Source organism: Streptomyces sp. NPDC058877 (genome assembly GCF_042742855.1).
In the GTDB taxonomy this organism is placed as follows: Bacteria; Actinomycetota; Actinomycetes; order Streptomycetales; family Streptomycetaceae; genus Streptomyces.
This window is the reverse complement of the sequence record NZ_JBHYMF010000001.1, coordinates 89,976-105,629: the sequence shown is the minus strand read 5'-3', so window position 1 is coordinate 105,629 and position 15,654 is coordinate 89,976. Positions and strand designations below refer to the sequence as shown.

Below are 15,654 nucleotides of genomic sequence, written 5' to 3'. Positions count from 1 at the left end.
AGAGTCCACGACCGCTACGCCCAGGGGCGCGAAGCCAGCGCGGCGCAGATCACCGGTAGCGCCCGCTGAATGACCGTCCCATACGCCAGGAGCCACTGGTTGTTCATGATCTTCGAAGCCCGCTCAGGTCGTCACCCACTCCCCTTGGCCCGTCACGGACGGCAGCCACCCCCTCGCGTTATCCACAGGCGCGCAGGGCTGGAGCCACTACTGGCTAGGCTGTGTCTATGGCAACAGGAACACCAGCAGCGGTAACGGATCTTGTGATCCGTACGGAAGCGCGCAGGCAGGAATCGTCCTCGGCGTTGGACGCTAAGCAGCGTGCGAAGCTCGGTCAGTACTTCACCCCTGCCCCTGCCGCGGACTTCATCGCTTCCCTCGCCAGGTTGGAAGCGTCTGAGACGATCCGAGTTCTGGATCCTGGTGCTGGTGCCGGCTCCCTCACGGCATCCCTTGTCATGCGGATCTTGCGCGAGCAACCGCGGTCGCACATCTCGGTAACGGCATGCGAGGTGGATCCGCAGCTGCATGCAACTCTGGCTGCCACGCTCGCCGACTGCGTCAGCACGGCGGAGGCAGTAGGCGGTTCCGTCGAGGTGAACCTCGTACCTGGCGACTTCATCGCGTGGGCTACCGAGGACGAAGGCTTGTTCGCCGAGACGCGAGAGCGTTTCGACTTGGTGATCATGAATCCGCCCTACAAGAAACTGGCTGCAAACTCGCGAGAGCGCAGGGCGGTCACCGAGAAATGCACCGAGACGTCGAATCTTTACTCGGCCTTCATGGCGCTTGGTGTCCATCTGCTGGCGCCTGGCGGCCAGTTGGCGGCGATCACGCCTCGGAGCTTTGCTAATGGACCCTACTTCCGTCCGTTCCGGAAATATTTCCTAGATCGAATGCACCTCGACCATGTGCATGTATTCGAAGCTCGCAATAAGGTCTTCGCCGACACTGACGTACTGCAAGAGAACGTCATCTTCTCGGCGACGCGCACCGACGCAAGTGACCGCGGTCCCGTAACGGTTTCAACCAGCAAGAGCTACTCGAGCGAGATTCGAAGCCGCAGTGTTCGTTATGCGGAAATGGTGCACCCGGAGGATCGAGAATTCTTTATTCACATCAGCGCTGACGAAGAGGACACGCAGCTTGCGCAGGCCCATGCCAGCCTGCCGGCCGCCCTTGCCGAGCTTCACTGTCAGGTCTCTACTGGACGTGTGGTCGACTTCCGCAGTAAGGAGCATCTCCGGCCTGACCCCGTCCCTGGGTCTGTTCCTTTGATCTATCCCTTGCATATGCGCGAGGGGGGGATTTCATGGCCCGTCCCGGGTGCGAAGAAGAATAATGCCATCATGCTTAACGGGGAAACCGAGAAGATGATGTTCCCCCGTGGATATTACGTCGTAGTGAAGCGCCTATCCTCCAAGGAGGAGAAGCGTCGCGTGGTGGCTGCCGTATTCGATCCGAGCCAGGCTCCTTGCGACAGGATTGGGTTTGAGAATCATGTAAACGTCTTCCACGAGGGCGGCGAAGGCTTGCCTGAAGACGTTGCGAGGGGCCTTTGTTTGTGGCTGAATTCAACACTACTGGACCGGTTCATTCGACGGTTCAGCGGCCACACCCAGGTAAACGCTACAGACCTGCGAAACCTTCGCTATCCAAGCAGAAAGCAGCTCTCCGAAATGGGGCGGAGCTGGGATAGTGGCGTCTGGCTGGGACAGGAAAAGATCGACGAAGTCGTAGAGCGGAATATCGAGAAAGCGGAGACTGAAAACTAAATGACTGAGCAGACCGTCATTGAATTTGATGGAGGCGCGCGTGAAAATAAGCTTACGGAGGCCCGCAGGCTTCTCCAGCTTCTTGGTTTCGACTCGGAGCGCTCTAATGAGCGCTCGGCCTATGTGCTCCTAGCCCTTCTAGAACTCGGCCCTGATCAGGACTGGACGCAAGCTGAAAGGTCCATGCTTCGGACTGTGCAGATCATGCAGTGGCTGCGCGACTCCTACGAGAAGGATTACGCTGCAAACAGCCGCGAGACGATCCGCCGGTTCACGCTGCACCAGTTCGTCGATGCTGGCCTCGTTGTGCAGAATCCCGATCAGCCGGACCGGCCGGTGAACTCGCCGAAGTGGTGCTACCAGATAGAGCCCGCTGCTCATGACCTCATTACATCGTTCGGGCAGGAGGGGTTCGATGAGCGGCTTGCCGAGTACCTTGCAGAGCGCCCCGGTCTTCAGGCGTTGTACGCGCGGGAGCGGGAGATGAACAGGATCCCGGTCCAGCTTCCCGGGGGAAAGAAGATTGACCTCAGCCCCGGTGGTCAGAACACCCTGATCGTGCAGATCATAAACGAGTTCTGCGAGCGGTACACGCCCAATGGTGAGGTGCTCTATGTCGGTGATGCCGACAACAAATGGGCGATCTTCGAAGAAGGTTCACTCGCGGAGCTCGGTGTCGAGGTTGATTCGCACGGAAAAATGCCGGACGTTGTTGTCTTTCTTCGGGATCGGAACTGGCTCGTCCTGATTGAAGCGGCGTCCTCCCATGGCCCGGTGGATGCCAAAAGGCACAGGGAGCTCAGCGAGCTCTTCCGAGGTTCATCGGCTGGCCTCGTCTTCATCTCGGCACTGCCGTCGCGCGCTGAGCTGCGGAAGTACCTGAAGGAAATTGCTTGGGAGACGGATGTCTGGTGCGCGGATAACCCCACACACCTGATTCATTTTAACGGCGAGCGCTTCTTGGGTCCGTACAGCTAGGATCGACGCAAAGAAAAGGGGCCGTTCCGCAAGATTGCGGAACGGCCCCTTCAAGTCTAATTCGGCGACGACCTACTCTCCCACGAGTTCCCCCTCGCAGTACCATCGGCGCTGGCAAGCTTAGCTTCCGGGTTCGAAATGTTACCGGGCGTTTCCTCGCCGCTATGGTCACCGAAAATCTGGTGAGCGCTTCCTAGCGTAGAAGCACTTTCGCTGGCTGAGTATACAGGCGAATAGTGGCCGCTGTGCACCTGGCTTGTACCGCCGCGAAGGCCGACAGGGCTGGCGGGGAGGCGGCTGGTGACGGCGCCGGCCCCGGCCGATGGGCTGGTCGCCTCCCGGCTCCCGGGAGTCCGCAAAGCGGCAGGTGATGGCCAGACGGTCGTGGTCCGTGTGTCGGCAATGGGTGAGAACCGGCCAAGTGTGCCGCTTGGTAGCGAGGTTATCTAGCCACTCGGCCTGCGCTCTGCGCGCAGGTGGCTACGCTACGTGCCTCCCGAGATCTTGTGACGCGGGCGGATCTGAGGCCCGAAGGAGGACACTTGAACACGCATCTGCGCTTTGCGCCGGAGATCCTGATCCGCCTGGGGGAGGAGCTGATCCCGCACCCCGACCTCGGGGTGATCGAACTCGTCCGCAACGCCTACGACGCGGATGCGACGAAGGCCATCGTTCAGCTCCACAATGCCACCCAAGCCGGCGGCACCCTTGTGGTTGAGGATGATGGCGACGGTATGACGGCCGAGGACATTCGCGAGGGCTTCCTCCTCATCGGGAGGTCGCAGAAGTCCGGTGCAACGGACAGCCGCTCCAAGCGGCGTCGCATCGGCGAGAAGGGGCTGGGTCGCCTGGCGGCACTGCGCCTTGGGCGCCGGGTGGAGCTGCTGTCTCGCCCGCGTAGCGAGCCTGGCGTGGAGCACAGGCTCGTCATCGACTGGTCTGACTACGACTCGGTTGGCTCGGTCGAAGAGGTCGAGCTCACGGTTGTCACCCAGGCAACATCGAAAAAGCCCGGCACCTCATTGACTGTGCATCAGCTGCGGCAGGGCTTCGACAAGGAGCAGATGGATCGGCTTGCTCGTGCCATGCGCTTGCTCACCGGGTTCTTCAATGACGAGGACACAGGTTTCACCGCGATGCTCATCGCGCCCCAGTTCGATCGGGTCTCGGACGCAGTCAATCGAAGCTTTTTCGACGAGTATGAATACAAGCTCGAAGCCAATCTCGACGAAGAGGGGTACGCGAGTACCGTCCTCTATGACTGGAAAGGCCGCGCAATTACCCGAGGGGAGCACGTCGACATTGCGCCGGATAGCCGCGAGGGGCGACTCCAGCCCCCACTGAGGTACCAGGCGCCGGCGGCGTCCTTCGAGCTGTGGATGTTCCTGTTGGACAAGCGCTCGTTCGAACTTCGGGGCTCGAAGAACCAGTTTGCTGCTCTGCGTCCGTGGCTCAAGGTTGTTGGTGGCGTTCACCTCTTCCACCGAGGGTTGCGTGTGCATCCCTATGGCGATCCCGGCTTCGATTGGCTAGACCTGAACCTCTTGCGGGCTCGTAACCCGCAACTTCGGCCCTCCACCAACAACAGCATCGGGCGTGTATCGGTCGATGACCCGGATGGCCTTCTCATCCCGAAGACAGACCGGATGGGCTTCCAGGAGAACGCCGCATTCATTGAACTCCGCGATTTTGCCCGAGGCGCCACGGAGTGGGCAGCAAGGGAACGAAAGAGGATCCGAGACGGTGAGAAGCTAGGGATTCCTTCGCCCGCTCAGCGCCCTTCGCCGGCCCAGCGGCCTGCGCTTGCCCCTATCACTGACCGCCCAGAGGCAGCCAGGAGCTCGGCGGACGACCGTAGGGCTTGGGACACGGCACCGCAGCCGGAGCTGTTGACGCTGGTGCCGAGTTTGCCCGCGCAGCGCGACGAGGCACCCTTGCCAGCGATGCGACCGGAGCACCTCTTGTACCGGTCCCTCGCCACTGCTGGGATCCTTGCTTCCGCGTTTGGGCGTGAGACAGCAGCTGGAAGCGATGCCAGCGAAGTAGGTCGCGGGGTGATCGACCTTGTGGGAATGGCTACGCGAGCGGCCCGGTCAGATGGCTTCCGCGTTGACATCGTCGACCTGAATGAAGTGGTCAGCCGTGCCTTGGGCGCGGTACGCCCCCAGCTGGAGCGACGCGGCATCTCTATCAACGAGAAGTACTGGGACGAGCCGGTCCGTGTCGCGGCCGCGGTATCGGACCTGGAGGCGATCGTCTTCAATCTGGCCGCCAATGCCATGAGCTCATTCGCGCGTGCCGGCGATCTGTTGGGTGATCGAGCCGTGCAGGTCCGGACTCGGGTTGAGGAGGGCCGCGCGGCTCTCGACTTCTCCGATTCAGGTCCGGGGATTGTCGACGTCGACGTCGCACACATGTGGCGTCCGGGTGTGACTGGGCCGGGGACCGAGAGCGCCGGACTCGGCCTGACAGTCGTCCGTGATGCCGTTGCTGGCATGTGTGGCAGGAGGTCGGTGGTTGAGGATGGGGATCTCGTGGCCGACGCGTACGGGGAGCTGGGGGGCGCGTCGTTCCGTATCCGCCTTCCTCTGCGCACCGCCAGCGAGTAGCCCGGATCTCTCCTCAGCGAGCGCCCCATCCGCGGTGCGCTTCGGGGCCGTGTGGGCTCCAGCCGTTCAGGTAGGGCGCGAGCTCCTCGGGCTTCGGTTCGCGAGCGGAGGGCATGGCGGGTAGACGGGTCAGTGGGTCGAGGCTCTGAACGTAACGGCGTGCCCAGGCTAGCCACGCTCGCGCCGAGGCCACCGCTGCCTCGTCTTCCCCGGCCTCCTCTTCCAGTCGGCGCTCCAGGGCGATGCAGTACGCGCTCAGGTTTGCCGCTTCCTGCCACTGGCCAGCTTGTGCACGGAGTACCTCAGCATATTGCTCCTGGGCGGCCAACTCCTTCGCCTTGGACCCCGGCGTACACCATCCGCTCCGATGACCACATCAAGTCCGTCGCGGAGAGCGGTGCATACACAGCCGAGAACCTGCAGGCGACCCATTGGATCTGCAACATCCGCAAGTCTCACTCCTGAGCAGCGCCGAAAGGATGCTGGCAGAACGTCTCTCCCACCTCGATGCCTGCAATCGCCCGAAGAGACGCCGGTCGGTGGCTGAGACCCCGCTCCTCCAAAGCGCTTGAGGTGGCCGGATGGCGCCTTTCCCGTCGACCCCGGCTATCACCGGCGAACGTCCTCGTGCCAAAGTCGCTGAACGGACTGACCGGGCAAGCAAATAGGTGAACGTGAGGAGCAGCACATGCGCGACGGGGGACCGCTGTGGACACTCACCGTGCCCACAGGCGGCGACACACTCCGGCAGGAGCGCCTCACCCGGGATCTGCATGACAGCCTGGTGAGAGCAGACGGTCTCGTCGCCGGCTTTCATGACGCCGAAGGGCCCGCCGAACCGGACCGTAAGGGTACGGGCGTCGGCGAGGTGGCTCTCTGGGCCGCTACCACTGCCGCTGTCGTTCGCCCGGCGTCCCAGGTCCTGATCACCCTGATCAAGGAGTGGTGCGCCAAGGAACGGCACCGCAAGGTCGTGGTCACCATCGCGGGCGACTCCGTCGAGATCACCGGGCGCCCCGACGCCGCACAGGAGCGCATGGTCCGCGAATTCCAGGACCGGGTCTCTCACGATGACGGCCCCGGACCGGATGACAGCGCGGCGTGACCCGCCTCCATAAGCGCCGGGCTCTTCTGATCGGCAACGAGCACTACGACGACGGCCGCTTCTCGCCACTCGCCTCCGTCCGAGCGGACGTATGGGGACTCGCCCAGGTCCTGGAGCACCGCAACATCGGCAACTTCGTCTCCGTCCAGACAGAATCAGATCTCACCGCAGACGACATGCGGTCGGTCATCGGCGAGTTCCTTCAGGATCGCGACGAGGACGAGCTCGCCCTCGTGTACGTCTCCGGGCATGGTGTACGCACGGTGCGTGACGGCGGCGAGTTCCACTTCGTCGCCAAGGACACCGACTACGACAGAGTGGCCGCGACCGCTGTCAGCGCCGGGTTCCTCAATGATTCGCTGGAAGAGTGCGTCGCACCACAGAAGATCGTGATGATCGACTGCTGTCGCAGCGGCGGGTTCGCCATGGGGCTGCGCACATCGGACCGACGGCCTGACAGCTCCGTGGCGAAGTCCGGCGAGCAGCCCCCGCTGACCAGCAGGGGTGTGTACGTCCTGTCGTCCTCGCGGGCCGGGGAAGACTCGTTCGCTGACGCGGGCGGCGGCGATGACGTGAAGCCGTCGGCATTCACCGGTGAGGTCATCGAGGCGCTGCGCACGGGGAAGGTCAGCAAGGACGGCGGCAGCGCGGTACAGGTCAGCGACCTGTTCCACTATGTGAACCGGCGAATGCGCGCCCAGGACGGTGGCCGTCAGGTGCCGGTGCACTCCGCGCTCGGCGTCGACGACCGAATCGTCATCGCGGACAGTCCATTCGGCCGGGCCCCCACCCTCGATCCTCTGAGTCCGCGACCCCGCCCCGGCGCCGAGCAGCCGCCGCAGCCGCACGCCACGAAGTCCCCTCATGCACCGCCCGCCTGGGCCGGGCTGCTGGACTACTACCGGGAGTGCGTTCTGGCCGAAAGCGCCGAGACGCCTCTGATGGAGGTAGGCCACCAGAACACGTCGTACGTATGTCTGGACGGCGCGGAGAGGTTCATCTCAGGCGATGTGGACGACGACGGATGCACCGCGCTCCCCGAAGAAGCGGACGCGCTGGTGGATTCGGCGGCCGAGGAGGACGCTGAGCTCTGGGCGGGCTACCCGGCCGTGGTCCTCACCGGGCCGCGCTCCGGACGCCCCTGGCGACACCCGAAGTTCGCGCCGCTTCTGGTGCGCCGTGTCGAGATCGTCCAAGGCGAGGGCGAGGTGAGGCTGAAGCCGTACGGTCCGGTCCAGCCGCATCCTCAGCTGGCTCTCGACTGGCTCGGCGAGGAGGAGGCCACCCAGCTCATCGACACATTCCAGCCGTCTTGGCATCGAGGGCAGCACGACCGCATGGCGTTGGAGGTACGCAACCTTCTTACGCAGGAGTTTGAGCTGCCGTGCGTGCAGGAGCTCCAGCCCGACCAACTCGCCGACCGCATCGACGTCCGCACGCCCGGCCACGGCGCGCGCAACACCGCAGTCCTCTTCTCGGCGCGCCCTCAGACAGGCTTCACCAAGCGTCTACTCAACGACTTCGCCGACATCGCCAAGCGGACCGACCAGATCGAGAAGACCGCCCTCGGGGCCCTCGCGCCCCAAGCCTCGCAGCGTGACCGAGCCCTCGGCCACACGGAGCCCGAACCGGCGCGCCTCGTGACGCCACTGCCCTGCAACGAGGCGCAGACCGCGGTGATCCGGTCCGCCATGACCCGCCGACTCACGGTAGCCACCGGGCCGCCCGGCACCGGCAAGAGTCAGTTGGTCGCCAATCTCGTCGCCACCACGATCTCCGCCGGTCAGACCGTACTGGTCGCGTCCACCAACAACGAAGCCGTGGACGAGGTGTGGCGCCGCTGCGACACACTGGTGCCAGGCAGCATCGTACGGACGGGTTCGGCGCGGAAGAACGCCAAGAGCAACGCGGAGCACGAGGCCGCCGCGCTGCACGCACTGCGCACCGGCCCGGAACCGTCGTCCACGGTGGCCACGGCGTCCGTGGAGGCCGCCTTGGCCGCCGACCGTCTGGCACAAGTACGGCGGGACCTGGCGGACATCGCGGAGACGGAGCTGCGGCTCCGCCGAGCAGGCGAGGCCCGCGATAACCACGCGGACCAGCTCGGGATCACCGTCGCCGAACTCCAGGACCTCCTCGGCCGTCTGCCCCGGCCGAGGGAACTGGAGGACAAGGCGCGCCGCCTCTCCCGCGCGCGCTTCCTCGGGTCGTGGCGCCGGGCCCGGTTCCTGCACAGGGTCGGTCTGGACGGGCACGACGGTGATTCCGTCGCGGGCTGCCTCGCGCTCGCCGGCTTCGCCGCGGCCGAGACGGAATGGTGTGACGGGCGCGAGCACGCGGGCTCCGTGGACGACACAGCGCTCGCGTGCGCACTGCGCGACGCCGAGAACAGCGTTCAGGACGCTTCACGCACCCTCCTCGCCACCACGGTGCAAGCCGCCGCTCGAGCTGGGCGCCGTCGCATTCTCGACCTGCTGACCGCTCAGGACGGCAGTCGCAGCGACTGGCCGCAGATGCGGAGGGTTCTGGCCGGTTCAGACGGCTCGACGGATACGCCTGCGGTGGCCGGGTGGGCCGTCACCAGCCTCTCCGCCCGGCGTTTCCCTCTCGGTCCGGCCCTGTTCGATCTCGTCGTCATCGACGAGGCCAGCCAGTGCGCGATCCCGCATGTCCTGCCGCTGCTCTTCCGCGCGCGGCGCGCCCTCGTCATCGGCGACCCCATGCAACTCACGCACATCACGAAGACGAGCCCGCACCGCGAGGCGCTCATTCGCCGCGGGAACGGGCTGCGGTCCGAATGGCTTGAGAAACACCGCCTTGCCTACCGGCGCCACTCCGCCTTCCACGCCGCCGAACGCTCCGCGGGCGGCACGTTGCTTCTCGACGAGCATTTCCGCTGCCACCCGCACATCGCAGCGATCTCCAACGACCTCTTCTACGATGGCGGACTGACCGTCCTCACCGACACCCGCGGCCGGCCCGCTCTGCCGCGTCACGCCGTCATCTGGACAGACGTGCCCGGACGGGCCACCCGCCCCCCGTTCGGTGGCTCCTGGGTCAACGAAGACGAGATCCGAAAAGCGCACGACAGCGTCAACTACCTGCTGGAACAGCTGCCGCCCGAAGCCACCGTCGGCGTCGTCACTCCCTTCGCGCCGCAAGCCGAAGCGCTGCGGAGACGGTTGCGACCGTACGACGAGGAGCGTCTGCGCATCGGTACGGTACATACCTTCCAGGGCGGTGAACGCGATGTCATGGTGTTCACCCTCGTCGCCGGGGACGGTATGCACCCCGGTGCCGTCGAGTGGGTCGGCGGACAGCTGAATCTTTGGAACGTCGCCGTCACCCGAGCGCGAAGTCACCTCATCGTGGTGGGAGACAAGGAGCGCTGGCGGAAACGGGGAGGCGTGGCCGCCGCGCTGCTGGAGACCGCGGAGCGCGACGGCGTGCCCCCGCGTGACAGCAGCGAAGACGTGCTCCTCAAACGTCTGTACCAGGTCCTCTCCCGCGAGGCGGGAGCCACCGTCACGCTGGGCAAGACCGTTCACGGGCATCCGGCGGACGCTCTGGTGGGAAGCGTCGGCGACACCGCCACTAGAGCTGTGCTGCTCGACAGAGGGGTCGAAGAGGGCGCCGACGCGGCGCGCCACCTCCGGCTTATGCTGCACCGGCGGAACCTGCTGGGCAGTGGGGACGGCGAAGTCGAAGCCGCTCGATGGCCGGCCTGGAGGCTGTACGAAACAGAAGGGCAGCAGCGGTGAGCCAGGCCCCGCTCCCTGATCCGGGGCGGGGCTCTCACTCTCCGTACGCCTGCCTCCAACCCGTTCGGTGCCGAGGATCGCCCTGTCCGCCACCGTTCACCTCGCCAAGCGACTGCAGCAAGGCTCCGCTGTTCCACAACCCGAGGTGGTCACGGTGCACAGCGAGAATGCTGTGCTGTACGGCGAACGCTTCGGAAGGCCGACTGAACCGCGTGGTCGTCACGAACACCGCCAGATCGGCCCCGAAGTGCACCTTGGCCCCCAGCAGATCACGCATCTCGCGGCTCGCGATCGCCCTGGTCGGCGCGCAGCGCTTGCACTGAATCACCGTGGTCCGGCCGTTCGGGAGACGGCCGGACCACGTCAGCGCCGTTGTCGTTCGCGCCGCCGACGCAACGTACGCCGGTGCACCCGTTCCTCCGGCACAGGGCCGCGACCTGCTCCTCGAATTCCGTACCGGTCATCGCGCCCATCTCCGCGAGCGTCCGTCGCCCGCGCTCGACCCGGTCAGCCTGCCGCCATAGGCGGTCCTGCTCGCGGACTCTTCGGTCCGTATGCATGTCCCGCCTCCCCAGTTACTCCCGTCAGCCAGCACCGAGATCACTCGAACGCGCACCGAGCGCAGCCGTCCGCGATCTGCGGAACATCACGAGCCGAACACGGCTCCAGCGGCCACCCACCGGGGGTCAGCCCTGTGCGCTGCATCACACATTGGGCCGCCTCCGCGACTGGCTGACAAGCACCACACTTCCCCATGCGCGCCCGTGAGCAGCCATCTCACTTCCATGTCACTGCGCAGCCTTGCTGCGCAGAGTCTGCCCTTCACTCGACGAGGAGCTAACCGACCCACACTCTCCGCTTGCTACTGCTAGATTCCTCTTTATTCGATCTCCATCTCAGACCTGACGCCGCTCGGCGCGACCAAGGTCACAGACGGGGACCTGCGCAATGAGAGTGCGCACATATTGGCTCAAGATCGAAGGCAGGGGCACCGCAGAGTGAAAGCGTTCTTCGAGCTACTTGGGAAGGCGATGCAGAGCACAGGCATGACACTGCGCTTGTGCCTGCTGATCCTTGTTGCCGTGACAGCGTTGGCAGTCGCCAGACAACTGAGTCCGGTCTAGAGCTAGGAGACCTACACGTGGAAACCAGAGGGACGGAGAGCCTCGCCGCGGACGTGGTTGACCGGCTTTGGCGAGCGTACGCGCCCTTCCAGCGAGGCCGGAACACTCTCGGCGACCTGACGTCCATGCTCGCGATCCTGATGCTTGCAGGATTCGTCGAGTCGGTGGGCGAACCGGAAGACGAGTTCGTCCAGCGGTGGGCCCGCGCGGTTTCGGAGGCGCGAATCGGCATCTCACCGCTGATGGATCTGCGCTCTGCGATGAGGAGCGCCAGCAGGCATCCGCATTTCCCTGTGCCTGACATCCACAAGCTGGACGTCGAGTTCCTCGACGGTGGCGAGGCATCCGACGACGTACCGTGGGCAGCCGCTTTCCTCACCGCGCTGACTCAGCGCCCGACACTGGCCGAAGCCAGTCTGCCGGAAGTCGGTGGGCTCCTCCTCGAACGCCACGTTCAGGAAGGCGCCTTTTCAGCGGGGGAGTTCTACACGCCGCGTGAGGTGGTGCGCCTGCTCGTCGAGTCCGCATCCCCGCAACCCGGAGATCGGATCCTTGATCCTGCTTGTGGTACCGGCGGCATACTTGCGGCCGCGGCACAACACATCGCTGGGGCCGGCCGCATCGACGGTGATTCTTTCGAGGCGCACGCGACGGATCGCAGCAATCCGCGGCTGGCAACGTTGAACCTCGCCATCCACGGAGTGGACCAGCCGATCGTCGACACCTCCGACTCGGTGTCTCTGTTCCAGCGCCGAGGTGCCGGCCTTGCCGACCGAGTACTGAGCAATCCGCCGTTCAACCAGCACATCGAGGACGTTCATGCCATCGAGTGGCCCTTCGGCCAGCCGCCCGAGTCCAATGCGAACTTCGCCTGGCTTCAGCTCGCATGGGCCCGGTTGAGCGAGGACGGGCTCGCGACGGTCATCATGCCGCCGCGGGCCGCCTGGTCCAGCGGTCGTGAGGCGGAGATCCGTAAAAGGATGATCGCTGGCGGCGCGCTCCTGGGCATCATCGCGCTACCGCCGAATCTCTTCGCTCCCCATACGTCCATCCCCGTGCACATCTGGGTACTCGCCCGCGACAAGTCCCGTCACCTGCCGGTCGGCCATGCGAATGACGTCCTCTTCATCGACGCCAGCCGTCTCGGCACGCAGTTGCCTCGGCGACCGCGCACCTTGACCGCAGAAGAGCGGGGGCGCATCAGCAGCCAGCTTCACGCCTGGCAGCGGTCCCCTCAAACAACGGCCCATGAACCAGGATTCTCCCGTTCGGTCACACACGAAGAAATCCTCATACACGACGGCAGTCTCGACCCTCGGTTGTACGTCTACACCGAGCGGGAGCACCCGGCGACGGTACTGGACATGAACCGTACGCTCGATGAGTTGGATCGGCGTGGCTTGGCCACATCCGAATCAAGCGTCGGCGTCCGGAAGAGCATCACCATGTGTCAGCGGTTGACACGCAGCGGAATCGAACATCCGCGAGTGCCGCTCCGGGACATCGTGAGTGGCGCCACAACGGACCGGTTCGAGAACTCAATGCCGGGTCTGCTCCTCGCCGGTCCTTCGGGAAGCCTCATCCGCGCCGAGGACTACGTGGACGCGGGTGTGCCCGTCGTGATGCCCAAGGACCTCACGGGCAACGGTTTCAGTGAGGCGAACATCCGATACATCACCGAGCAGCACGCGGAAGGGCTGGACCGCTTTCGCCTCCGCCGTGGTGACATGGTGCTGGCACGCCGTGGAGAGCTGGGGCGATGTGCTGTCGTCCGCGAGGAACAACGGGGCTGGGTCTGCGGAACCGGCTGCTTCATGCTTCGGCCCCCCGCCGAGCTCAACGCCGACTATCTCGCGGCGTATCTCCGCAGCCCGGAAGCGCGTGAGTGGCTTGAGTCCCACTCCACCGGGAGTATGACCATGAAAACCATCTCTCTCAACGTATTGGGCAAGTTGCCGGTCGCACTGCCTGATCTCGGGACACAGCAGGCGATCGCCGACGCGATGACGCGGCTGGACAAACACGAGCGACTGTTGCGAGAGCAGCTCACGCTAACGCAGAAGATCCACAGTGACGCACTGAAGGGAATCCTGCCGGCTTCATAGATCAGCACTCGAACATCGAGGGCTTCCCAAGCTGGGCCACGAACTGTCAGTGGCGTGGTCCAGCATAGGGAGTCCAGCCACACCGACCCGGGGGATTCCATGACCAGTGACGAGGCGTGTTCCAGGCTCCCCATCGCGTTTCTGCATGTGATCGCCTCGCAGGCCGCCCCGGGCTCTCCTCCCATCCGCATGGCGGCAGAAAGGGCGCGGGAGTTGCCTGCAGGCAGCGACCGCGACGACCTCCTGCTGGCGCTGCTGCTTGGTGCCCTCAGCGACTCGGCTCCCGAGTGGATGCTCCAGGCCGCTGTGGACAGCGACTTGCAGAAAGAGAGCCCGTCGTACCTGGGCCCTTCAATGCGTCTGGCCGCTGCGGCGATCGGCCACCCCTCCTGCACGAACGCGCTCCGCGAGGAAACGCTGAGGCGCTGCTCCGTGCCGCAGCTCGGCGTCCTCGGCCGCGAACGATGTGGCGAGGCGCTGGCGCAGGCGATCGTGGCCGAGCTCCAGGGTCGTGGACCACACGGGCAGCCGATGACGCCGGAGCTCCTGAAGGAGGCCAGTACCGCGCAGCTGATACTTCGCGAGACCGACTTGCACGATGCAGTGTTCTTCGCCGCACTCGGCCTCCTCCCGGACCGCCCGCGTCCCAGCCATGCTGACCGGTCCGAAGCGGACGGCGTCATGGAGTGGTTCGACAAGTACATGGCTGCCAGGGACGCTTGGGAGACCATGTGGGAGCACGTGGTGACGCGTCACACCCGACGCCACCGGCAGCTGGTTGCGTGGGCCGAAGACGGCATCGCCGACCACATCATCCGTAGGCACCTACTCGGCACCGTTCCGTGGGACGTCGAGCCTTCCTTGCTGGAGGAGGTCGCCGACGATGACCTGTCGAGGTTCGCCGCCAGCGAGTTGATGACGCAGGTGTGCCGGATGATGAGGGACGGCATGACCGAGCAGGAGGTGCGCTCCCGTCTCGCCGACGAGCTCGAAGCGCTGGGGCCCAAGAGCCGTCAGCACGTTGAAAGCACCTTCGAAGACTCCACCGACGAGCTGGACTACGGTCTGCGTGCCGCTGTCTCCTGGGTTGAATCCGCAGCGGACGGCACCTGGCGGTACATCCTGGCCCCTTCTGAAGCGAAGCCTCGTTACGGCGAACCACATACCTGGCTCGCGTCGGACGAGTTACTCGCCTCACTCGGCCAGCGCTTCGCGGCCACAGCCGTCAAGGCCCTGCGGCTCTGGGAGCCCGAATCGAAGCCGAGCCGCCCCACCCCCCGGAACCTGCGCTGGCTGCACGCCATGCTGCTGCACCTTCCGCACGTATCAGAGGAGGTCAAAGACCAAGCACGTGCAGTGGTTCGCCACATCCGTCCGCGCTCCCGCAGCCGGTGGGAACTCCGCGACTTCGCCCAGCAGCGCGACGATGAACAGCTCACCGAGATGCGCGCCGCCATCGAACGGATCCTGGGCGATCCCGCCACGGCAGCACGCAAGTCGGCACTCGGGGATCCCGAGCAGGTCACCGTGGCCGAGTTGAGCCGCGCTTCCGAAGAAGTGCTGCTCGATTATCTGGACCGCCACTCAGGCAATGACACCCTCGTCGAGAAGGCCCTGCTCTCCTTCGCCTCGCACGCGTACCGGCCGAAGCTCTCCTTCTCGGATGTCCTGGCACGCCACTCCGCACCAGAGACGGCGCTGTCTCGGATCACCACAAACCTGCGCAGGCATCTTGGCGGAGGTCCCCATCTCCGGGAGACATGGGCTCGGCTGGTGCTGGAGTTGCAGGACTGCACACCGGAACTCATACGCGCCCTTCCCGCATGGACGGTCCTCACGGTCGGGGGCGACCGGTGCAGAAGCGCCCACAAGGCCGTCGCCGCGGTCGTGCTGTCCGCGCTCGGCGACAACGACGAAGCATGGTCCCGCTTCGCCAGCAGTCCGGCCTCATACGCCGGTCCCACTGCTTGGCTTCGGCTCGGTGATGTCATCGATGCCTCCGTACAGGGCACAGCGTGGCCGAAGCCGCCGAGCGCCAAATAGCCCGATCGGCCTGTGCCGTGCAAACTTGCTCACGCAATGCAGCGCGCAGTCTCCGCCACACGCTGCCGTGCCGCCGTCTGGGAGAAATCTGGGAGATGATCTTCCACCGAAAGCCTGCCCAGGCCACGCGAGACCGCCCCACTCCACCCCTCTG

10 protein-coding genes and 1 rRNA gene are annotated in these 15,654 nt (G+C 65.1%); 8 read left to right on the top strand and 3 right to left on the bottom strand.

The window, feature by feature from the left end:
* The first annotated feature begins 227 nt into the window (after positions 1-227).
* Positions 228-1,775 (top strand): Eco57I restriction-modification methylase domain-containing protein, encoded by a 1,548-nt coding sequence (locus ACFW2Y_RS00475; RefSeq protein WP_384871301.1) that lies wholly within the window; start codon positions 228-230, stop codon positions 1,773-1,775.
* Positions 1,776-2,753, top strand: coding sequence for a BsuBI/PstI family type II restriction endonuclease (locus tag ACFW2Y_RS00470; protein ID WP_384871297.1), 978 nt, complete (start codon positions 1,776-1,778; stop codon positions 2,751-2,753).
* Positions 2,754-2,812: 59 nt separating this feature from the next.
* Here ACFW2Y_RS00470 and rrf read toward each other — a convergent pair.
* A 5S ribosomal RNA gene (gene rrf, locus ACFW2Y_RS00465) occupies positions 2,813-2,929 on the bottom strand.
* A 366-nt stretch (positions 2,930-3,295) separates the two neighbouring features.
* On the opposite strand from rrf, the gene ACFW2Y_RS00460 reads away from it, so the two are divergent.
* The 4 genes from ACFW2Y_RS00460 (at position 3,296) to ACFW2Y_RS00445 (ending at position 10,228) form a co-directional block, all read left to right on the top strand.
* Positions 3,296-5,362: an ATP-binding protein gene (locus tag ACFW2Y_RS00460; RefSeq protein WP_384871294.1), complete on the top strand. Its 2,067-nt coding sequence runs from the start codon at positions 3,296-3,298 to the stop codon at positions 5,360-5,362.
* A gap of 51 nt (positions 5,363-5,413) precedes the next feature.
* Positions 5,414-5,827: an HNH endonuclease gene (locus tag ACFW2Y_RS00455; RefSeq protein ID WP_384871291.1), complete on the top strand. Its 414-nt coding sequence runs from the start codon at positions 5,414-5,416 to the stop codon at positions 5,825-5,827.
* Positions 5,828-6,050: 223 nt separating this feature from the next.
* Positions 6,051-6,467: a hypothetical protein gene (locus tag ACFW2Y_RS00450; protein WP_384871288.1), complete on the top strand. Its 417-nt coding sequence runs from the start codon at positions 6,051-6,053 to the stop codon at positions 6,465-6,467.
* Positions 6,464-10,228 (top strand): AAA domain-containing protein, encoded by a 3,765-nt coding sequence (locus ACFW2Y_RS00445; protein WP_384871285.1) that lies wholly within the window; start codon positions 6,464-6,466, stop codon positions 10,226-10,228. Before ACFW2Y_RS00450 ends, ACFW2Y_RS00445 begins: the two co-directional genes overlap by 4 nt.
* A gap of 34 nt (positions 10,229-10,262) precedes the next feature.
* On the opposite strand, the gene ACFW2Y_RS00440 is transcribed toward ACFW2Y_RS00445, so the two are convergent.
* On the bottom strand, positions 10,263-10,556 hold the full coding sequence (locus ACFW2Y_RS00440) for a restriction endonuclease (protein WP_384871282.1): 294 nt from the start codon (positions 10,554-10,556) through the stop codon (positions 10,263-10,265).
* Positions 10,498-10,701: a restriction endonuclease gene (locus ACFW2Y_RS00435; protein ID WP_384871279.1), complete on the bottom strand. Its 204-nt coding sequence runs from the start codon at positions 10,699-10,701 to the stop codon at positions 10,498-10,500. Before ACFW2Y_RS00435 ends, ACFW2Y_RS00440 begins: the two co-directional genes overlap by 59 nt.
* Positions 10,702-11,477: 776 nt before the next feature.
* Between ACFW2Y_RS00435 and ACFW2Y_RS00430 the strand changes: the two genes are divergently transcribed.
* Both ACFW2Y_RS00430 and ACFW2Y_RS00425 read left to right on the top strand, forming a co-directional pair.
* Entirely contained in the window at positions 11,478-13,457 is a 1,980-nt protein-coding gene (locus tag ACFW2Y_RS00430) for an N-6 DNA methylase (protein WP_384871276.1), read from the top strand.
* 99 nt (positions 13,458-13,556) lie between these two features.
* The gene (locus ACFW2Y_RS00425) at positions 13,557-15,500 is read left to right on the top strand and encodes a hypothetical protein (protein WP_384871273.1); all 1,944 of its coding nucleotides are present in this window, start codon (positions 13,557-13,559) and stop codon (positions 15,498-15,500) included.
* Positions 15,501-15,654: the final 154 nt, after the last annotated feature.